At 70.7% G+C, this 19,909-nt stretch carries 14 protein-coding genes and 1 pseudogene; 6 read left to right on the forward strand and 9 right to left on the reverse strand.

Annotated features, from left to right (window positions below):
• Window positions 1–47: 47 nt before the first annotated feature.
• From ACZ5J1_RS01395 to ACZ5J1_RS01405, 3 genes are read right to left on the reverse strand one after another with little or no spacing between them, the layout of a single operon-like run.
• The gene (locus ACZ5J1_RS01395; protein ID WP_464561837.1) at window positions 48–1,052 is read right to left on the reverse strand and encodes a glycosyltransferase family 2 protein; all 1,005 of its coding nucleotides are present in this window, start codon (window positions 1,050–1,052) and stop codon (window positions 48–50) included.
• Window positions 1,049–2,104, reverse strand: a complete 1,056-nt coding sequence (locus tag ACZ5J1_RS01400) for a glycosyltransferase family protein (protein ID WP_464561839.1) — start codon at window positions 2,102–2,104, stop codon at window positions 1,049–1,051. Before ACZ5J1_RS01400 ends, ACZ5J1_RS01395 begins: the two co-directional genes overlap by 4 nt.
• Complete coding sequence (locus tag ACZ5J1_RS01405) at window positions 2,101–3,339, reverse strand: glycosyltransferase (RefSeq protein WP_464561841.1); 1,239 nt, start codon at window positions 3,337–3,339, stop codon at window positions 2,101–2,103. The genes ACZ5J1_RS01400 and ACZ5J1_RS01405 overlap by 4 nt, the downstream gene beginning before the upstream one ends.
• 149 nt (window positions 3,340–3,488) lie before the next feature.
• Here ACZ5J1_RS01405 and ACZ5J1_RS01410 point away from each other — a divergent pair, with 149 nt between their 5' ends.
• From ACZ5J1_RS01410 to ACZ5J1_RS01420, 3 genes are all read left to right on the forward strand, one after another.
• Window positions 3,489–4,202, forward strand: coding sequence for a hypothetical protein (locus ACZ5J1_RS01410; RefSeq protein WP_464561842.1), 714 nt, complete (start codon window positions 3,489–3,491; stop codon window positions 4,200–4,202).
• Between the two features lie 198 nt (window positions 4,203–4,400).
• On the forward strand, window positions 4,401–9,335 hold the full coding sequence (locus ACZ5J1_RS01415; protein WP_464561843.1) for a PKD domain-containing protein: 4,935 nt from the start codon (window positions 4,401–4,403) through the stop codon (window positions 9,333–9,335).
• Window positions 9,335–10,261 carry a glycosyltransferase family 2 protein gene (locus tag ACZ5J1_RS01420; RefSeq protein ID WP_464564667.1) on the forward strand — a complete coding sequence of 309 codons (927 nt, stop codon included), beginning with the start codon at window positions 9,335–9,337 and terminating at the stop codon, window positions 10,259–10,261. Before ACZ5J1_RS01415 ends, ACZ5J1_RS01420 begins: the two co-directional genes overlap by 1 nt.
• Here the strand turns inward: ACZ5J1_RS01420 and ACZ5J1_RS01425 are convergent.
• Window positions 10,212–11,555, reverse strand: coding sequence for a hypothetical protein (locus tag ACZ5J1_RS01425; protein WP_464561844.1), 1,344 nt, complete (start codon window positions 11,553–11,555; stop codon window positions 10,212–10,214). The genes ACZ5J1_RS01420 and ACZ5J1_RS01425 overlap by 50 nt on opposite strands.
• Window positions 11,556–11,560: 5 nt before the next feature.
• Window positions 11,561–13,024, reverse strand: a complete 1,464-nt coding sequence (locus ACZ5J1_RS01430; RefSeq protein ID WP_464561846.1) for a tyrosine-protein kinase domain-containing protein — start codon at window positions 13,022–13,024, stop codon at window positions 11,561–11,563.
• Between the two features lie 295 nt (window positions 13,025–13,319).
• Between ACZ5J1_RS01430 and ACZ5J1_RS01435 the strand changes: the two genes are divergently transcribed.
• From ACZ5J1_RS01435 to ACZ5J1_RS01445, 3 genes are read left to right on the forward strand one after another with little or no spacing between them, the layout of a single operon-like run.
• Window positions 13,320–13,910 carry an arsenate reductase/protein-tyrosine-phosphatase family protein gene (locus ACZ5J1_RS01435; RefSeq protein WP_464561847.1) on the forward strand — a complete coding sequence of 197 codons (591 nt, stop codon included), beginning with the start codon at window positions 13,320–13,322 and terminating at the stop codon, window positions 13,908–13,910.
• 4 nt (window positions 13,911–13,914) lie between these two features.
• A complete protein-coding gene (locus ACZ5J1_RS01440) occupies window positions 13,915–14,991 on the forward strand; it encodes a polysaccharide pyruvyl transferase family protein (protein ID WP_464561848.1) in 1,077 nt (358 codons plus the stop codon).
• Window positions 14,988–16,478: a lipopolysaccharide biosynthesis protein gene (locus ACZ5J1_RS01445; protein ID WP_464561849.1), complete on the forward strand. Its 1,491-nt coding sequence runs from the start codon at window positions 14,988–14,990 to the stop codon at window positions 16,476–16,478. Before ACZ5J1_RS01440 ends, ACZ5J1_RS01445 begins: the two co-directional genes overlap by 4 nt.
• A gap of 7 nt (window positions 16,479–16,485) precedes the next feature.
• On the opposite strand, the pseudogene ACZ5J1_RS01450 reads toward ACZ5J1_RS01445, so the two are convergent.
• From ACZ5J1_RS01450 to ACZ5J1_RS01465, 4 genes and pseudogenes are all read right to left on the reverse strand, one after another.
• Window positions 16,486–16,656 (reverse strand): annotated as a pseudogene (locus ACZ5J1_RS01450) (hypothetical protein); the annotation flags it as partial.
• A 410-nt stretch (window positions 16,657–17,066) separates the two neighbouring features.
• Complete coding sequence (locus tag ACZ5J1_RS01455; protein ID WP_464561850.1) at window positions 17,067–17,816, reverse strand: CDP-alcohol phosphatidyltransferase family protein; 750 nt, start codon at window positions 17,814–17,816, stop codon at window positions 17,067–17,069.
• Window positions 17,817–17,838: 22 nt separating this feature from the next.
• Window positions 17,839–18,609 carry a 2OG-Fe(II) oxygenase gene (locus ACZ5J1_RS01460; RefSeq protein ID WP_464561851.1) on the reverse strand — a complete coding sequence of 257 codons (771 nt, stop codon included), beginning with the start codon at window positions 18,607–18,609 and terminating at the stop codon, window positions 17,839–17,841.
• Window positions 18,610–18,705: 96 nt separating this feature from the next.
• A complete protein-coding gene (locus ACZ5J1_RS01465; protein ID WP_464561852.1) occupies window positions 18,706–19,827 on the reverse strand; it encodes a glycosyltransferase family 4 protein in 1,122 nt (373 codons plus the stop codon).
• Between the last annotated feature and the right edge of the window lie 82 nt (window positions 19,828–19,909).

Raw genomic sequence — 19,909 nt, forward strand, 5'->3', positions numbered from 1 at the left:
TGATGTACCGCCGCGCAGGCCTCGCCTGGCTCTGCCGTCGGCCGGTCTCATTCGCGCTGAACCTCGCCGGGGCCGCGCTGCTGCACCCGCGCTGGGTGCTGCTCAAGCTCAAGGTTGCCCGCGGTCCCCGCCCCGCTGCCGTGCGCATCTCGAGCGAGCCGGCGCCCGTCGCGCAGGCCCTTCCACGCCACTGACAACGGCCCGACCGGGTGCAGGAACTGGCGGCGCCCCCCACGCAGCAGCACCCGCCACGCGGCCCGGGCGGAGGTCCGGCGCCAGTGTCGCTGGTCGGCCTCGGAGAGCCACTTGGCGGCGAACAGGTCCCGGTTGCGGATGTTGAAGTAGTAGTAGGTCTCCGACTTGGCCCGTGCCCCGGCCTCGGTGTGGGTCGCACCGCCCTGGTGCGTCGCGGCGGCCCCGTCGACCACCTCGATCCGACCCCCGGCCGCCAACACCCGGCAGCACAGGTCGACGTCCTCCCAGTACAGAAAGTAGTCGTCGTCGAACCCGCCGATCCGCTCCCAGAGCTCGGCACTGGCCAGGAAGCAGGCTCCCGTCACCCAGCGCAGCGCCCCGGCGCCCGGCGGTCGCGCGGGATCGTCGACGCGACGCATCTCGCCGGACCGCAGGTCCAGGTCGCGCCCGGCCGAGGTGACCGCGCCGCCGGGCGCGAGGATCACCGGCGCGGCCACGGTCAGCGGTGACCGGCCGACGGCCGCGCGCAGCAGGTCGACCGAGCCGGGATCGATCGTCGCGTCGGGATTGAGGAACAGCAGGTACCGCGCCCCCCGGTCGAGCGCCGCCTGCGCGCCGAGGTTGCAGCCCACCCCGAAGCCGGTGTTCGTCGGGAGCAGGACGCTCGTCCAGCCCTCGGCCCGGCAGAGGTCGTCGACCTCCGTGCGGGCCGCATCGGTCGAGTGGTTGTCGACGATCACCACCCGCTCGGGCGGCAGGCACCGGGTCAGGTCCTGCAGCGCCTCGCGCAGCAGGTGGGGGCGACCGAAGTTCACCACCACGACGGCGACGTCCTCGAGGAGCGGGACGTCACTCACGGCGCCACCAGCGTCGGGACCTCGGGTACGACGTCTCCCCGGTGCGCGCGGAGGAAGACGGCCGCGTGCGCCCGAGCCGCCTCGTCCCAGCCGCGCTGGTCGAGGTTCGGCCGGCCCTGCGGAGGCTCCTGGGTGAGCCGGTCCAGCGCCACCTCGAGGTCGACGCTGGTCAGCTCACCGCGATAGGTCTGCACCCACCCGCTCCCGGTCTCGGCCGCCAAGGCACGCGTGATCGCGTTGTCGGGCACGAGGACAGGGGTGTCGAGGGAGAGGGCGAGCAGCACCGCACCCGAGTTGTGCAGGTCCCGGTAGGGCAGCACGACCAACGTCGTGGATCCGATCTCGCGGGCCAACCGCGCGTCGGCGACGTACGCCAGCTCGCAGGTGATCCGGGCGTCCTGGGTCGCCGTGCTGCGCACCCGGTCGGCGAGTGCTCGGTCCGCCGGCGCCCCGACCAGGCGCAGGTCGACGTCGAGGTCCGGAGCGCCGACCACGACGTCGAGCAGGTCCTCGACGCCCTTGTACGGGCGGATCAGGCCGAAGTAGAGGAGCTGTCGAGGGTGCCGTTCGATCGGCACCCGGTGCTCGGCGTACCAGTCCCGGTAGTGCCCGTGGGGGATGGTGGTCACTGCGGCCGGCAGCGGCACCTCGGTGACCGGGTTGAGCCGGATCACCGCGACGGTGCGCCGATCCAGGGCATCGAGCACCCAGTGGTCCCACCGGCTGAGGCCGGCCGGCCGCTCGACGTTGTGCCAGGTGCGGACGATCGGGATTCGGGTCAGGGCGATCCTCAGCACCATCAAGGTGGCGAGGGTGCGCCGGGCGAGATGTCCCGACCAGCGGTGGCCGCCGACGAAAGCCTCCGGCCAGTGCACGTGCAGCACCTGGTAGCGCCCCAGGATCGCGCGCCGGAAGGAGAACTGGAGCACCTCGACGTCGGGGCGTTCGCGGAGCGCCTCGATCAGCAGGACGACGTACGGGTTCGTCGTCGGCCCGAAGGCGCCGATCGACTCCAGCACGCGAATCCTGCGGGCGGTGCGGCGCCCGGTCACCGGAGGACCTCCTGCGGTCGCGAGGCTCCGCAGGCCGCCGCGTACCAGCCCCGCAGGAGAGCGGGGAAGCGGTCCGCGGCCCAACGTTGATGGGGTTGCGCCCCGCCGCGCACCGCGGCCTCGAGCCCGTCGGCCAGTGCCTGCGGCAGATCGCCGTCGAGCGGGACGGGATAGCCGTTGTCGTGCGCCAGGACCGGCGGGCCGCCCAACGGCAGGCACACCACCGGCACGCCGATCGAGCTCGCCTCCGCGACCGCCCACCCGGCCTGGTCGTGCATCGAGGGGAAGAGCATGACGTCGGCGGCCGCCATCGCCTCGAGGACCTCGCCCCGGTTCCGGTGGCCGTGGAAGACGACCCGGTCGGCCACCCCCAGGCTCCGGGCCTCGTCCTCGAGCTTCGCGCGCAGCGGGCCGTCGCCGTAGATCTCGAGGCGCCAGCGCGGGTCAGAGGCGAGGGCCACGGCCCGGAGTGCGAGCGTCACGCCCTTCAACGGGATCAGGCGGCCGACGTAGATCGCGGTGCGACCGTCGGTCGACGTCGGTCGCCTCGCGGGCAGGGTGCTCATGTCGAGCGCAGCGTTCGGCTCCACCACGACGTGGGCGGCGCGACGGAACCGGTGGGCGACCTCCGCGTTCTGCACGACGACGAGGTCGGCGCGCCGGGCGACCGCGTCGCCCCACACCCGCCGCGGCAGGCGGAGGAGAGTCTCGCGGACCAGCTCGGTGAACACTCCGCGCGCGCCCAGCCAGCGACGCAGCCGCCAGAACGGGGCCTGCGAGGCGCCGCCGACCGGACCCCAGATCAGTGGGACCTCGTCCAGGGCGACCAGCCCGCACGGCATCCAGTCGTTGGCGAACGTCACGTGGTGGGCGACGTCGAAACCGACCTCGGCGTGGAGCCGTTTCGCGGTCCGCCCCAACAGGGACTGCCAGAGCGGGTAGAACCAGTAGATGTCGTAGGACCGGCGCAGGAACCGGACGACCCACGTCGGCGGATCGAGCGGCACCACCGTGAGGTGGCCGGCCAGGTCCGGGCGTGCGGCCAGGGCCGCCTCGAGCCCGGGGACGAACCGCTTCCGGCAGACCACCCACACGTCGTGGTCGACGGCGGCAGCCGCGGCCAGGGCCCACCCGGCTCCCGCCTCGGGCCCTCCGGCTGGCCCACAGTGGTAGGCGCTGTGCAGGACCTTCAGCCGCCGCGCGGCGGCCGGGTCGGTCGTCTGTGGTGGCTCCAAGGGTCGCACCTCTCGTGGCGTTCGGTCTCGGAGACGACGCTAGGAGCGGGCGGCGGGGTCAGGTCGAGCCGACGGGTCGCGTACCCAATCTGGGGGTTCTGAAATCACCGAGTCGGGGGTGTCGCCCGGTGCCTCGCACGATGGTCGGCATGACAGCCGAGCCCTCCCAGACCGACGAGACGAAGCGTCGTCGACCGAGCAGCCGGACGGTGATCGTCGTGGTCGCGTCGGTGCTGGCGCTCGGCGCGGTCGCTGCTGGGGTCGGTGTGCTGGCGGGCGGATCGGACGGCGGGGACACCGCCTCGCCGACGAAGGCCACGTCGAGCAACCCGGGTGTCTCGACGTCCTCGCCGTCGCCGCGGGCCATCCAGAGCAGCGACGACCCGTCCGCCGACCCGAGTGGCGGCACGAGTGGCGGCACGGATGACGCCCCGGCGTCGGCCGAGCCCACCACGGGCCCGCACAAGACCCTCCCCCCGGTGCCGCTGGCCGCGACCGCGGCCCCGAGCACGGGGATCGATGCCGAGGTGACGTCGCTGCGCGCGATCAGGTCGAGTGCCACCTTGCCCGGCGACGTCGCCGGCCCGGCGCTCGAGGTCACGGTGAAGCTCACCAACGACCAGGACCGCCCGCTCGACCTCACCCAGACCGTCGTCAACCTCTACTACGGGGCCGACAGGACGCCGGGTGAGGCCAACCAGACCGGCGCGAAGCCCTTCCCCCAGACGGTCCCTGCCGGCGAGAGCGCCAGCGGTGTCTTCGTCTTCCGGGTGCCGTCGGCGGACCGCAAGAAGGTCGTCGTCGAGGTCGACCTCGGTGTCGCCCATTCGGTCGTGCTGTTCCGCGGTCCCGCGCCGCGTTGATCTGCGCGCAAACAGGCGCAAAAGCGCCTCACGAGCGCCGTCACCAATCTCGGTGAACGTCGCGACGGCTTCCTCTCCGGGACATGGTCGCTGGACAGGATCTAGGCAGGACACGACCGGGGTCGCACGACCCTGGGGGGACACAGGGGTTGAGAGATGTTCGGACGCAGGGCAGGGACGCGTAAAACAGTCGGAGTGGTGGCGAGCTTCGCCCTCGTGGTGGTGGGGCTCCTCGCGCTTCCGCCGACCGCAGCTCACGCCGACACGCAGCCAGCAGACCCCGCACTGCCGGCCACGGTGTCGGCCGATCCACTGCCGACCGTCCAGGTCAACGGCGTGGTGCGCAAGCAGGTGATCATCGGCAACACGGTCTACGCCGGCGGTGAGTTCACCAGCGCCCGGCCGGCCGGATCGGCCGCAGGGACCAACGAGACGGCGGTCACCAACCTGATCGCCTACAACCTCACCACCGGCGTGATGCTCCCTGGCTTCGCCCCGACCATCAACGGTCGCGTCCTCGACATGTCGGTCTCCCCGGACCAGACGAAGCTGTACATCTCGGGTGAGTTCACCCTCGTCAACGGCCAGACCCGCCGTCGGGCCGCCCAGTTCAACATCACCAACGGTGGTGCGACCGCGACCCTGACGACCTGGTACCCCAACGTCAACGCGACGGTCAACGGCATCTACGCGACCAACACCAGCGTCTACCTGGGTGGCCCGTTCACCACGGTGCGCGGTGTCGCTCGGACCCGACTGGCCGCCGTCGGTTCGACCGGGACCGACCCGATCCTGCGCCCCCTCAGCGCGAACATCCCCGACTACCGGGTGCAGGACCTCGTCGTGTCCCCGGACGAGACGAAGGTGATGATCGTCGGGAACTTCACCTCGGTCAACGGCTCCTCCCAGTACGCCGACGGCATGGCGATGATCGACATCGCCACCAGCCAGGTCCTCACCCTCCCGGTCGCCAACCTGGTCTACAGCAGCGGTGGTTCGGCGGGCTTCCTCAACGTTGAGACCGACGGCACCTCCTTCTACGCCTCCGCCTGGAACTATGCGGGTCACGGCAACATCGAGGGTGCCTTCAAGGCCGACTGGGCGACCGGTTCGATGACCTGGATCGAGGACTGCCACGGCGACACGTACGGCGTCTACCCGATCGGCAACGTCGTCTACGAGGCCAGCCACAAGCACTACTGCGGCAACAGCGGCGGCTTCCCGCAGACCGACCCGTGGACCTTCTACCACTCGACCGCCGTCACCAACGACGTGCGCGGCGTCAACACCGCCGACATCTACGGCTACCCCGACCACCCCGGACAGCCGCGCCCGGAGTTCCTCGACTGGTACCCGAACTGGACCGTCGGTTCCTTCACCGGGCAGAACCAGGCGGTCTTCACCGTCGGGGGCAACGCCGACTACGTGCTGTACGGCGGCGAGTTCCCGCGGGTCAACAACGTCCAGCAGCAGGGCATCGTCCGGTTCGCCCGCGCTGGCCTGGCGCCCAACAAGGTGCCGCCGACCGGGAACGGCTCCAACGGCTGGAACCCGACCGTCACGGCGATCGCCGGAGGCACGGTGCGGATCGCGTGGCCGGGCAACCGGGATCGCGACAACGCGACCATCACCTACCGCATCTTCCGCGGCTCACTGGCCAACAAGATCTACGAGAAGACCGTCTCCGGCTACCACTTCTGGGAGCTGCCGCAGAACAGCTACATCGACTCCGGTCTGACTCCGGGCGCCACCGAGCAGTACCGCGTCGAGGCGATCGATCCGTACGGCAACAAGGCTGGCTCGAACTGGATCCCCGTCACAGTGTCGGACGGACCGCCGCTGTCGGACTTCGCGATGAAGACGCTCAACGAGCCGCCGGTGAACTACTGGCGGATGGGTGAGACGAGCGGCAACCTGATCGACCTCGCGGGTGGCTACGACCTGACCCGAAGCAGTGGCGTGACCGGCGGGGTCGCCGGGGCCATCAGCGGCGACAGCAGCCAGGCCTCCACGTTCTCGGGCACCTCCAGCGGGCGTGCGAGCACGACCACGGCCGTGCCTGGACCGAACAAGTTCTCCATCTCCGCGTGGTTCAAGACCACCACCAACCGAGGTGGGAAGCTGATCGGCTTCGGCGACGCCAACTCCGGCAGCTCGGGCAGCTACGACCGGCACATCTACATGCGCAATGACGGTCGCATCGTGTTCGGGGTCTACCCGGGCGCGGTCCGGACGATCACGTCCCCGTCCGCGTACCGCAACGGTCAGTGGCACCAGGTCGTCGGCCAGCTGTCGCCGGCCGGCATGGAGCTGTGGATCGATGGGGTCCGGGTCGCTCAGCGCACCGACACCACCTCGGCCCAGTCCTACAACGGCTACTGGCGGATCGGTGGCGACAGCCTCGGCAGCTGGGACTCGATCCCGTCGAGCAACAACTTCTCCGGCTCGCTCGACGAGATCGCGATCTACGACCACGCGCTGTCCCGGACCGCGATCCGGCAGCAGTACCTGGCCTCGGGTCGCACGCTGGCGAACAACCCGCCCACGGCCTCGTTCGTGGCGACCATGGCCGCGCTGGACGGTTCGTTCGACGCCAGCGCCTCGGCGGACCCGGACGGCGGACCGTTGACCTACGCCTGGAACTTCGGTGACGGCAGCACCGGCACCGGGATGAACCCGACCCACGCCTACACGTCGGCGGGCACCCGGACCGTGACCCTGACCGTCACCGACGAGGAGGGCGCGACCGCGACGACGACCAGGTCGGTGACCGCGACCCAGCCGAACGTCGCCCCGAGCGACGCCTACGGGGCAGCGGTCTTCGCCGCCTCCCCGCAGTTCTACTGGCGTCTCGACGAGGCCTCCGGCAGCACCGTGGCCGACTCCTCGCTCGTGGGGAACGAACCGGGCACGATCAGATCCGGAGTGACGCTCGGTCAGCCCGGTGCGCTGCTGCACCAGACCAGGACCGCGGCCGGCTTCAACGGCAGCAACGGTCTGATCGTCGACACCACGCCGGTCACCAACCCGGGCACGTTCAGCACCGCGCTCTGGTTCAAGACCTCGACGACCACCGGCGGCAAGCTGGTCGGGTTCGGGAACCAGAGCAGTGGCACCTCGGACAACTACGACCGACACACCTACATGCTGGACACCGGACAGCTCCGGTTCGGGGTCTGGACCGGTGCGGAGAACCTGATCACCTCGCCGGCGTCGTACAACGACGGCAAGTGGCACATGCTGGTCTCCTCCCAGTCCACCACCGACGGCATGAAGATGTACGTCGACGGGCAGCTGGTCGGGACCAACCCGCAGACGTCGGCGCAGGACTACACCGGCTACTGGCGGATCGGGGGTGACACCGTCTGGGGTGGGAGCTCCAGCCAGTTCTTCAACGGGAACATCGATGAGGCCGCGGTCTTCAAGAGTGCCCTGAGCGCCAGCCAGGTCGCCGACATGTACGCCAAGGGCACGCAGAACGCCAGCCCCGTCGCCCGGTTCACCGTCGCGAAGAACGACCTGGACGTCAGTGTCAACGGGTCCACGTCGACCGACTCCGACGGCACCATCGCCGACTACGCCTGGAACTTCGGCGACGGCAGCACCCAGCACGCGGCCACTCCGACCGCCACGCACACCTACGCTGCCGGCGGGACCTACACGATCACGCTGACCACCACGGACTCCGACGGTGCCACCGGCGTGGAGACCCACGACGTCACGGTGGCCCCGAACGCGCCGCCGGTGCCGCTCTTCAGCACCTCGGTGGCGAAGTGGACCGTGTCGGGGACCAGCCAGTCCACCGACGACAGCGGGATCACGTCCTACGTGTGGGACTTCGGCGAGGTCGCCGGGACCGGTGACAACCGGACCGGAGCCAACCCGACGTACTCCTACGCGGCGGCGGGCGACTACACGGTGACGCTGACGGTCACCGACGACGACGGGGTCAGCCGTTCGCTCAGCAAGACCGTCAACGTGCCCGGCAACCGGGCGCCGGTGGCTGACTTCGACGCCCAGAAGAACAAGCTCCAGCTCGCCGTCGACGCCAGCGCGTCGAGCGATGCTGACGGAGGCCCGCTGACCTATGCGTGGGACTTCGGCGAGTCGTCGGGGTCGAGTGACCAGCGGACCGGCAAGACCGTCACGTACACCTACGGCGGTCCGGGCACCTACACGGTCGGCCTGACCGTGACCGACGACGAGGGCGTGAGCACCAGCACGAGCCAGGTCGTCCAGATCACCGGCAACCAGGCCCCGCAGGCCGTGATCGCGCCTCCGGCGATCGCCGGACTCCAGGTGACGGTCAACGGTGGGTCGTCGACCGACGCCGACGGCAACGTGGCGTCGTACGCCTGGGACTTCGGAGCACCGGGGTCGGGTGACACCGCGACCGGGTCCACCGCGGCGTACACCTATCCGGCCGCCGGGACCTACACGGTCACCTTGACCGTGACCGACAACGACGGGGACACCAACACCGCCACGGTGGACGTCACCGTGCAGGACGGCATCCGGGCGATCGACTCGTTCACGCGAGCCGTCACCACCGGGTGGGGCACCTCGGAGCTCGGCGGACCTTGGACGTCGATCGGCACCGCGGCACGCTTCTCCGTCGCCGGTGGTCAGGGAGTCCAGTCCAACGTCGGGACGAACCTCGAGACCGACCTCGCGGGACTCTCGCTCCGTGACACGGACGTGACCGTCAGCGTCGGACTCGACAAGCTCCCGCCGTCGTTCCTCCAGGCGTGGGTGAACACCCGGAAGGTCGGAGCCAACTCCTACGCGGCCCGGCTCCGGTTCAACCCCGACGGCACCTACGGCGTCCACCTGACCAGCAACAACACCCCGCTGGTCGGAGCCAACGCCATCGCCGGAGCGACCTACGCACCCGGTGATCGGATCTGGGTCCGGTTCCGGACGCAGAGCACGTCGCCGACCTCCACCACGTTGCAGGTCAAGCTCTGGAAGGCGGGCACGACCGAACCGGCCACCTGGAACTACACCCGGGTGGACACCACGGCCGCGAACCAGGTGTCCGGCTCGGTGTCGGTGAAGTCGTACGTCGGCACGACGACGGCCAACCCGATCGCCGTCACCTTCGATGATCTGAAGGTCACGGACATCCCGTGATGGTGGCGGTCGGTCGCCCCGTCACGGTCGCTGTCCTCACCTTCCAGCGACCGGAGGCACTGGCCGCGGTGATCCAGGGAGTCCTCGCCCAGCTCGGCGACGTCGAGGGGGCGAGGCTCCTGGTGGTGGACAACGACCACGAGCCGACGGCCAGGGAAGCCGTCGCGGCGATCGACGACCCACGCATCACCTACGTGCACGAACCGCGGCCAGGGATCGCGGCGGCGCGCAACCGCGCCGTCGCGTTCTGCGCCACCGACGGGCTCCTGGTCTTCATCGACGACGACGAGCAGCCGACCGGGCGCTGGCTCGCCGAGCTCGTCTCGGCCTGGGACCGCTACCGCAGCGCGGCGGTGGTCGGCCCGGTCGTCTCCCGGTTCCCGGGCCCGCTCGACCCGTGGATCGAGGCCGGTGGGTTCTTCTCCCGGCCACGCCGCGTGACCGGGACCGAGGTGGCGGCGGCCGCCACGAACAACCTCCTCCTCGACCTCGCCCAGGTCCTCCCGATGCGCCTGGCGTTCGACGAAGCCTTCGGGCTGTCCGGCGGCTCCGACACCGTCTTCACCCGCCAGCTGGTCGCCCGGGGCGGCCGGATCGTGTGGTGCGACGAGGCACTCGTCCATGACGCCGTCCCGACCGACCGGACGACCCGGACCTGGGTGCGGACCCGGGTCGAGCGGATGGGCAACTCCGATGCCCGGGCGGCGGTCTACCTCGCCGACGGAAGCGGCTCGCGCGCCCTCACCCGGCTCACCCAGACGGTGCGCGGCGTCGTGCGGGTGCTGGCCGGCACGCTCCAGATGACCTACGGCCGGCTGCGGCGCTCCATCGTCGATGACGCCCGCGGGACCCGGACCCTGCTCCGCGGCACCGGGATCATCCGGGGAGCCTGGGGATCGGTCGTCTATGAGTACCGTCGGTCGTAGCGGCTGAGGCCCGTCGGGCCGCGTGTCCGCCGACGAGGGTCGCCGCGGGCAGCAGCACGACGGCCACGGTCAGGATCAGCTGGTCGATGCTGCTCAGGATCGGGCTGAAACCGATGTCCCACAGCGTCCGGAGCGCGAGGAAGTAGCCGAGCGCGGCGCCGGTCGCGGCCGAGACTCCGCGCCCGAGGTAGCGGAGCACCAGGGCGCCGATGGCGAGGATCAGCACGAGTCCGGCGATCCCGTAGACCGCCCAGAAGTCGCCGATCAAGGAGTGCAGCTCGAACTTGCCCTGCCCCAGCATGAACCTCTCGACGTAGCCGTTGTTCGGGTCGTAGCCGAGGTGGGACATGCCGGTCTTGGCGACCAGGACGTCCGCGGGGGAGGGGACGGTGCCGGGACCGAACCCGAGGGGGTTCGTCCGGAACAGGGCCGCGGTCGCACCGATCTCGGGACGTCCGCCGAGGATGAGCGAACCCGACAGGGCGATCTGGGCCTGGGTGCGGTCCTGAGCAGCCTCCCCGAGGTACCCCTCCAGTGCTGCCCCGGAGAGCGCGCGGTAGGCGCCGTACCCGAGCATCCCGATCAGGAGCACGGTCGCGAAGGCGGACGTCGACCGGTGGTTGAGCCGGGGCCGCCGCTGCCAGATGACGAGCACCGCGACCATGAGCAGGATGCCGCTGTCGGAGCGACCGCCCGCCAACGCGTTGGCCACGGCGAGGGCGGCCACCGCCGCCAGCTCCAGTCGGGCGTTCCCGATCAGGAGGACGACGGCCAGCACGACCACGGTGGTGGGCAGGCCCAGTCCCCACCGCCACGGACTGCTGGCCAGCAGCGGATTCGGGTGGAGCGCCACGGCGGCGAACATGCCGACGCCGTACAGGGCCGCGACCACGCCCGTCGGCAGGATGGTGCGGCACCAGAGCAGCGCACCGACGCACGCGGCCGAGCCGAGCAGGAGGATCAGGGCCTCGCGGAAGGTATGGCCGTCGGTCAGGTGGGTGGCGGCCATCCACTGCGCCAGCAGCGGAGCGCTGAGCAGGCAGATCAGGACCAGCACCCCCAGCAGGCGCGCTCCGACGAAGGAGGTGGCCCGGGTCAGCCAGACCGGGGTGAGGGCCAGGGAGATGACCGCGCCGATCGTCGTCCGGGCGAACGGTTCGTTCACCCCGACGAGGACGGGAACGGCCACCGCCAGCAGGATCGTGAGAGTGGCCCAGGCGTCGCGGGGCGTCGCTCGGACCGGCACCAGGAAGCGCCGCTCGTGGCGGGCCACGGGCAGCACGTGCAGGGCCACGGCGACTACTCGTCCCGCGTGGACCGGAGCACGGGCTGCAAGGACGCCGACTCGGGTGCGGTCGCTGCGGTGCGGGTGAGGTTGCGGGTCCGGTTCTCGTGCGCCGTCCGGAACCGTTCGAGCCGGCCGGTGGTGGACTCGGGCTGGCCGTAGTAGGTCTCGTCGGTCTTGACCCGGACCCGGTTCGCCACCACGCCGAGACAGCGGGCGTCGACCGAGTCGAGCGTCGCCAGCGCGTCCGTGAGCTGGCCGCGATGGATCTTCTGGCAGTTCGCCACCACCACGGCTCCGTCGCACATCCGGGCCAGGATGGTGGCGTCAGCGACCGGGAGCAGGGGAGGGGCGTCCAGCACGACGAAGTCGTACTCCGCGCGCGCCTGGGCGATCAGCGATTCCATCGGGTCCGAGCCGACGAGCTGGCTCGGGTTGGGTGGCAGGTCGCCCAACGTCAGGATGTCGAGCGTGGGCTGCGCCCACCGCTGGACGACCTCGTGCAGCTCGGCCTTGCCGATCAGCACCGTGGTCAGCCCTGCCGAGCCCTCGAGGTTGCAGTAGCTCGCCAGGGCGGGGCGCCGCATGTCGGCGTCGATCAGGAGCACCCGCAGGCCCTTCTCGGCGATCGTGAGAGCGAGGTTGATCGAGGTCGTCGACTTCCCCTCGCCGCTGACGGACGACGTGATGACGATGCAGCGCGCCGGCGCTGACGCGTTCAGGAACTGCAGGTTCGTCTGGAGGCGACGGTAGGCCTCGGACGCCACGCTGCGTGGCGCGACCACCGTGACCGCTCGGCCGGAGGAGCCGGGCAGGACCGGGATGGTGCCGAGCAGGGCCGCATCGGTCACCTGGGCGATGTCGGCACCGTTGCGGATCCGGGTGTCGAACAGGTGCCGGATGACCGCGGCCGCCACGCCGATCGCGAACCCGCACAGGAGTCCGATCATCACCATCAGCCGCTTGTTCGGGGAGATCGGGAAGGTCGGTGTCGACGCCGGGGAGACGATCGCCACCCGGACCGACTCCGCCTGACCCGACTCGGGTGACAGGGCGGGGATCGCCTTCGACAGCTGCTTGGCGACGGCGTTCGCGATGTCGGCCGAGAGCTCGGCCTGCGGGGTCGTCGCCGAGATCTCGATGATGACGGTGTTGAGCGGGGTCGCCGCCGTGATGGACGCGCTCAGGGCCCGCGTCGACACCGGCAGGTCGAGCTCCTTGATCACCGGGTCCAGGACCACGGGCATGGTGGCCAGGGCGACGTAGGACTGCACCAGGTTCTGGGTGTACGTCGAGCCCTGGACGAGCTCCTGCGTGTTCTCGCCGCGCGCGAGGGAGACGAAGGCCTTGGCGGTGGCGCGGTACTGGGGCTGGGCCGTCTGGGCCTGGTAGACCCCGACGAGCACACCGATGACGGCGAACGCCACGACGACGTACCACTGCTTGCGCAGGGTGACGAGGTACTCGCGCAGGTCCATCGGCACACCCCTTCTTCGGTCGTCGATAGCACGGAATCGTGCTGGCGGGTCGCGACCGGTTGAACGCATCGGATCTCCCCCAAAGTGGGGAAGGTGGTTCGCCTCTGAGGGGCCGGGTGCGGCGCCCTCCCTACGGTGAGCGCACTGGAAAAGACTGTCGTGGGGACGCTCCCGCTTCACACCTGAAGCAGCTCCGAAAGACACGCGAGGGTCCGATGCGATGGGGGTAGGACGAGTGGGCGCGATTCTCGTAGTCTGCACAGGCAATCAGCGGCGGTCACCGGCGCTCGAGGCGATGCTGCGCCACGGCATCGGGGGCCTGACCGGTCTGGACGAAGCGGGGATCTCGGTCTCCAGCGCCGGCACCGGTGCCCGGAACGGCGCCCTGGTCGATCCCGTGATCGCCACGGAGGTGGCGCGGTCCGGGATCAGCCTCGGCAGCCACATCACGAGCCACCTCACCGCGCAGCAGATCCAGGATGCCGATCTCGTGCTGACCGCCGAACGGGTGCACCGCAGCGAGGTCGTCCGGCTGGTTCCCGCCGCGGTCCGCTACACCTTCACCGCGGTCGAGTTCGCCGCCCTCGGCGCGCGGGTCGACGCGGCGGCGCTGGCGGGCACCCGCGGGACCGAGCGCCTGCAGCGGCTCGTCCAGCTGGCGCCCCAGGAGCGAGCGGGCCGGGTGATCCGCGACGGCTCGGTCGACGACCTGGCCGACGTCAAGCACGTCAACCCCAAGGCCGCAGCCCGGCTGGTCGCCGACCTGACAGCACCCGCCGAGGTGATCCTCCGACTGCTCGAGTCGGACGCGTCGGTGAGCGTGCTCGAGGTCGAGCGGGGCCGCGGCTCCGGCGAACCGCCCAGCCTCAGCCTCCCCCTCGGGTGACGTCGTGCGCGTCCTGGTGCTGTGGGCCGACGAGGCCTCGACCAACCTCGGGGTCCGTGCGCTCGCGGCGGGGACGGCAGCCCTCGTCCGGCGTGCCTGGCCCGAGGCGGAGTGCGAGTTCCTCAGCTTCGGCACGAACGCCGGCGACCTGCGGATCGGGGCGCCTCGCCCCCTCCTGCGCGAGCTCGTCCGCCCGACGCACGGGACCGTCGAGTGGTTGCGCGGGTTCGACCTCGTCGTCGACGTACGGGCCGGGGACAGCTTCGCCGACATCTACGGGCTGCGCCGGCACACCACCATGAGCCTCGTGGCCGAGGCCGTCCACCGGGCCGGGCGCCCCTACGTCCTCGCCCCGCAGACGATCGGCCCGTTCGAGACCCTGAGGGGTCGCCTGCTCGCCCGACGCACGCTCGCTCACGCCCATCCGGTGATGGCACGCGACTCGGTGAGTGCCGAGGCGGCACGCCGGCTCGGCCACCCGGTCGACGTCACGGCGACCGACGTCGTCTTCGCCCTGGACCAGCCGGTGCCCGACGACCCGCGCGACGTGGTGCTCAACGTGTCGGGACTGCTGTGGCAACCCGGTCCCCACGTTCCGCACCAGCGGTACCGCTCGGTGGTGACCGACGTCTACCGCGACCTGCGCTCCGCCGGCCGTCAGGTCACCCTCCTGGCCCACGTCCTCGACTCACCGGTCCCCGACAACGACGTGCCGGCGATCAAGGAGTTCGCCGAGCTGGTGCAGCACGACGGCGAGATCCTCGTCCCGTCGTCCCTCGACGAGGTCCGGTCGCTGATGGCGGGCAGCGAGCTGGTGATCGGATCGCGGATGCACGCCTGCCTCAACGCCCTCTCGGTCGGCACCCCCGCCGTCCCGCTGGCGTACTCCCGCAAGTTCGCCCCGCTCTTCGCCGACCTCGGCTGGACCCTGAACATCGACCTCAGGACCGAGGAGCGACCGCAGGACCGGGTCGCCGAGGTCCTCGAGGCTGGGGTGCCCCGGGCGCGAGCGGCCGAGTCCCGGCAGATCGCCGAGGGGCTCGTCGCCGACGCGGTCGCAGCACTGCGGCGACTGCCGTGACCGTGACCCCCGGAGTCTCGGACCCGCCCCAGGACGGGGGGCTCGGTCGGCGAGCGGTACGCGGCGGGGTCGTCATCATGGGCGGCCAGCTGGTCCGGATGGCCGTCCAGGTGCTCACGGTCGTCATCCTGGCCCGCCTGCTCGACCCGCGGGACTTCGGTCTGCTCGCGATGGTGATGTCGGTGGTGGCCGTCGCCGAGATCTTCCGCGACATGGGCCTGTCCACCGCCGCGATCCAGGCGAAGCAGCTCAGCCGGCACGAGCGGGACAACCTGTTCTGGCTCAACACCGCCATCGGATTCACCCTGGCCGTCGCGACCGTGCTGGTCGCGCCGCTCATCGCCGCCGTCTTCGACGAGTCGGCCCTGGTGCCGATCACACGGAGCGTCGCGGTGATGTTCCTGCTCAACGGGATGGCGACCCAGTACCGAGCGGACCTGACCCGTCGGATGCTCTTCGGCCGGCTGGCGCTGGCCGACACGGCCGCCCCGATGGTGGGCCTCCTGGCCGCCACCGTGCTGGCGCTGAACGGGGCGGGGTACGAGGCGTTGGTCGCCCAGCTGCTGGTGCAGTACCTGACCGTGCTGGTGCTCGTGGTCATCGGTGCGCGCTGGCTGCCCGCCGGCCCCCACCGTGGGGTGCCGATGCGCCACTTCATCCGGTTCGGCTGGCCGCTGGTCGCGTCGCAGCTGATCGGGTACGTCGCGTCGAACTTCGATTCGCTGATCATCGGTACCCGCCTGGGTGCCAGCCCGCTCGGCCTCTACAACCGGGCCTTCCAGCTGGTGATGAGTCCGCTCGGCCAGCTGCGCGGCTCGACCAGCACGGTCGGCCTGTCGCTGCTGGCCCGGGTGCAGGACGACCAGGCCCGCAGCCAGCGGTACGTCGAGCAGGGTCAGGTCGCCCTCGGGTGCACGGTCGTCGCCGGCCTCGGTCTCGTCGCGGGTGGTGCGGAGCCGATCTCGGCCGTCCTGCTCGGCCCGAAGTGGGACGTCGCACCGATGCTCGCCCTGCTGGCGCTGGCCGGCGCCTTCCAGACGCTGGCGCTCGTCGGCTACTGGGTCTACGTGTCGCAAGGACTCACGCGCGACCTGATGGTCTACTCCGCGATCTCGGCGGGGATCCGGGTGACCTGCCTCCTGATCGGCAGCAGCTGGGGGATGGTCGGAGTCGCCGCCGGGTACGCCGCCTCGCTGGCGATCTCGTGGCCGATCTCGTTCTGGTGGCTCGCTCGGCATGCCACCGTCCGCGTCGGCCCGCTCTACGCCGGCGCCGGCCGGATCCTGGTGCTCACCGCCGCCACCGCGGCGGGTGCCTGGCTCGGCGCCCGGGCGTGGGGAGGGACCGCCTCACCGGGGTGGGAGCTGATCACCTCCATCGTCGGGGGTGCGGTCGGCTACCTGCTGGTGGTCGGGGTGGTGCGCCCGATCCGTGCCGACGTCCGTCAGGTGGTGCGGGTCGGTCGCGTGGCGTGGGGACGCCGCTGATCCGGTCTCACTGCAACGGCAGGTGGAAGTCGAGGACGTAGTCCAGGTCCCGAGGACGCTCCCCGATGAACCGGGCGGGCACCCCGCCGACGATGGTGAACGGTGCGACGTCCTTGGTCACGACCGCTCCGGCGGCGACCACGGCGCCCTCGCCGATCGTGACCCCCGGAAGGATCGTCGACCGGGTGGCGACGTAGGCACGATCCCCGATCACGACGCGGTCGCCCTGGGTCCGGAAGTCGTGGGCGTGCGGGTCGTGCTCGAGGGTGAAGATCTGCACGTGTCCGCCGATGTTGACGTTGTCGCCGATCTCGATGCCACGGCGGCCGTCCAGGAAGCAGTCGTTCCCGATGATGGTGTGGGCCCCGATGGTGATCCCGTCGGGCTGGTAGAACGTGGCCCGCCAGTGGAACGACGTGCGGGGGCCGATCGTCATGCCCAGCACGGACCGGTACCACCAGAGCCGGAAGTGGTGGATCGGCACGCGGCCGACCAGGAAGGCGCCGAACAGCTGCCACCCGCGGGCGTAGAGGGCGAGACGAACCCGCGCGGTGTGGACCGCTCGCCGCGGAGCGGCTGAGAGCAGGGTCATGGCCGTCCTCCGCTCGGGCCGAGCTCACGCCACCACTTGCGCAGCGCCAGGGCGAGCATGCCCGCCGCCGCCACGAACATCAGCGTGTAGAGGGCGAAGAAGACCGACGGCCACGGGGTGAGGAAGAAGATCCAGATCAGGAACCCGTAGTCGGACGGGAGGATCAGCCACTTCCGGAGCGGGCTCTCGGTCCGGGGCTGCGTGCTGGACGCGGCGGTCGTGCCCGTCGCCCCGCGCAGGTACGGCACCAGGATGAGGCCGAAGAAGGTCACCGACTGCACCACCGAGAACCCCAGCGGCACGAGCAGGGCCCAGTTCGCGTCGATCGGCGGGTTGCGGAACCAGGCGATCGCGACGGCGAGGTGGAGGCTGCTGGTCTTGAAGCAGTCGACGGTGTGGTCCAACCACTCGCCGCGCACCGATCCGGTGCCCCGGAGCCGCGCCAGCTGACCGTCGGCGGCGTCGAGCACGTAACCACCGGCCAGCAGCACCGCGACCAGCGGTCCCCAGGCCGGTGGACCGGCAGCGAGCAGCGCGATCCCGGCTGCCGAGAGCAGGGCGCTGGCGGCCGTGACCTGGTCGGGCTGCAGGCCGAGACGGTGGGCGGCCGCAGCCACCACGCGACCTGCCGGACGGTTGACGAAGCGCCCGTAGGCCGCCGTCCCGTAGGACGGCTTCTGCGCCGCCTTGAGCGCGGCCAGGTTGGCGCTGAACGCCCGATCGTCGAGCGACTTGACGGTGCTCATGCCGGGGCCGTCCGGGACCCGGTCAGCGGTTGCGGGCAGTGGCGCTGCCGAAGATCCGGGTCTTCACCTTCACCGCCGTGTTGTAGTGGCGCGCCAGCGACTTCTTCAGCACGTTGCCGTCCTCGGGGGCCCATCCCGTCGTGCGGGGCACGGTGCTCCCGACCTCGACCACCTCGTAGGCGTAGGTCGCGATCGACTTGCGGGTCACCCCCGGAGGCAGGTGCATCTTCTTGAAGCCGTGGAACGTGTGGTCGTCGGTGAGCATCAGCAGACCCCGGTTGAACAGCGGCTCGATCCCTCGAGGCTCGTCGTCCGGCCGCGCCTTGATCAGGAGGCGGCCGTCGTACTCCGGCTTCCAGTCCTTGTTCAGGTAGACCAGGATGTTCAACGTCCGCAGCCAGTTGTCGTGCAGCGGGTGCATGTTGAAGTCGACGTGGGTGTCGAGGTGGCCGCCGTCCCCGCTCTGGTGGAATCCGCCGCCGTGGAAGGACGGATCGACGAAGAGGTCCTTGCCGGTCAGCTCGCCGATGAAGGTCTTGAACCGGTCACTCATCAGCGCGTCGTAGAGCGCCCGGGAGTGCGGGCCCTGCTCGGCCACGCTGGAGAGCTCACGCTTGTCGCCGAACATGTAGTCCCGCGACTTCGGCATCGCGTCGGGAGCGGGGAACTCGGCGAGCAGACCCTCCGCGGTCGACAGGTCCAGGAAGTCGTCGATCACGAGCAGCGGGAAAGGGTCGCCGGCGTAGAAGTCGGGCCTGAGCTCGGCGCCTCGGTCGATCCAAGAGTTGAACATGTGGTCGGTCTCCCCGGTGTGGTGCGGACAGGACGTGCCTTTACCTTCGTCGGCCCGGGAGAGGTCGGGAATCTCGATCGCTGATGCTCCCCAAGCTTAGGTAGCCCTCTGCAGGGCCTCCCGCCATCGGTCAGCGAACCGCTCGGGGGTGAAGCGGTCCAGGTAGGTCTGTCGAGCACGACCACCGGCCGCAGTCACGGCCTCACGATCGAGGGATCGCAGGATCTCGGCCAGGGCCTCGACGTCGCCCAGCGGGTAGAGCCAGCCGTCGCGGCCGTCCGTCACGATGTCGAGCAGTCCGCCGCCGGCGCTCGCGACGACCGGCCGACCGTTCGCGAAGGCTTCGGTCGCGACCAGGCCGAAGGGTTCCGGCTTGTCGCTGGGAACCACCATGACGTCGACGTCGCGGAGGAAGGCGCCGATGTCGGCCACCTCCCCGACGATCTCCACCGATCCCGGATCCGAGAGTCGATCACGCAGCGCCTCGACGTCGGTCACCTCACCGGCGAGGGGCTTCCCGCCGAGCACCACGAGACGCCCGGGGCAGCTGGCGCGCTCCCACGACTCCAGCAGCGTGCGGTGTCCCTTCCAGCCGTTCCACCGGCTGGCGACGAGGAAGGTCAGCGGTCCCTGCCGTTCGCCGAGCTCCCGGGGCTGGAGCGGGGCTGCGGTCGCGTTCGGCACGATCCGTACCCGGTCGATCAGCCGGCCGGTGCTCGCCGCCACCGGCGCTGAGATCGCGAGCAGCCGATCGCACGCCCGGCCGAGCATGCTGAGGATGCGGTAGTCGGCGCGACCCCAGATCTCCTGGATGTGGCCGAAGATGTGAGGTACGCCACATGCGCGAGCGATCGGAGCGGCGAGGAAAGCAGCGCTCGTCGTGCAGTAGACGGTGTCGGGCCGGGTCTTCCTGAGCTCGCCCATCAACCGGACGACCTGGCGTGCCATGTCATAGAGGTGCCGGGGCGTTCGGTGCGACCTGCGCAGGATCGGCAGGTCCAGATGGCGGACGGTCGCTCCACGCAGCTCCAGCTGCACGCAGAGTGGGTGCTGCCCATGCTCGAGGTCGGTGGGTAGCCAGAACTCCGCTCCGGCGCGTTGATCGGGGTCGAGCGCGTCGTAGATGTTCAGCAGCACGCGGTCGGCGCCGTACATCTCGTCCGAGGGGTGCACGAAGACGATCCCTGCGCGGGCGCGCGGAGGCGCCACCAGCCTCATCGGGCGCTCCGTGCGTGGGGAAGGTCACTCGCTGGGCGGAGCTGAGCGCAGATTTTGGGCTCGGGCGGGGCGAAATCGAGAT

This window comes from Nocardioides sp. JCM 18999 (assembly GCF_055391175.1).

Excerpts from the sequence above, each read along its gene's own strand:
- ACZ5J1_RS01430 (WP_464561846.1), bottom strand. The coding sequence starts at position 13,024 with ATGGACCTGCGCGAGTACCTCGTCACCCTGCGCAAGCAGTGGTACGTC.
- ACZ5J1_RS01435 (WP_464561847.1), top strand. The coding sequence starts at position 13,320 with ATGCTGCGCCACGGCATCGGGGGCCTGACCGGTCTGGACGAAGCGGGG.
- ACZ5J1_RS01410 (WP_464561842.1), top strand. The coding sequence starts at position 3,489 with ATGACAGCCGAGCCCTCCCAGACCGACGAGACGAAGCGTCGTCGACCG.
- ACZ5J1_RS01455 (WP_464561850.1), bottom strand. The coding sequence starts at position 17,816 with ATGAGCACCGTCAAGTCGCTCGACGATCGGGCGTTCAGCGCCAACCTG.
- ACZ5J1_RS01420 (WP_464564667.1), top strand. The coding sequence starts at position 9,335 with ATGGTGGCGGTCGGTCGCCCCGTCACGGTCGCTGTCCTCACCTTCCAG.
- ACZ5J1_RS01465 (WP_464561852.1), bottom strand. The coding sequence starts at position 19,827 with ATGAGGCTGGTGGCGCCTCCGCGCGCCCGCGCAGGGATCGTCTTCGTG.
- ACZ5J1_RS01460 (WP_464561851.1), bottom strand. The coding sequence starts at position 18,609 with ATGTTCAACTCTTGGATCGACCGAGGCGCCGAGCTCAGGCCCGACTTC.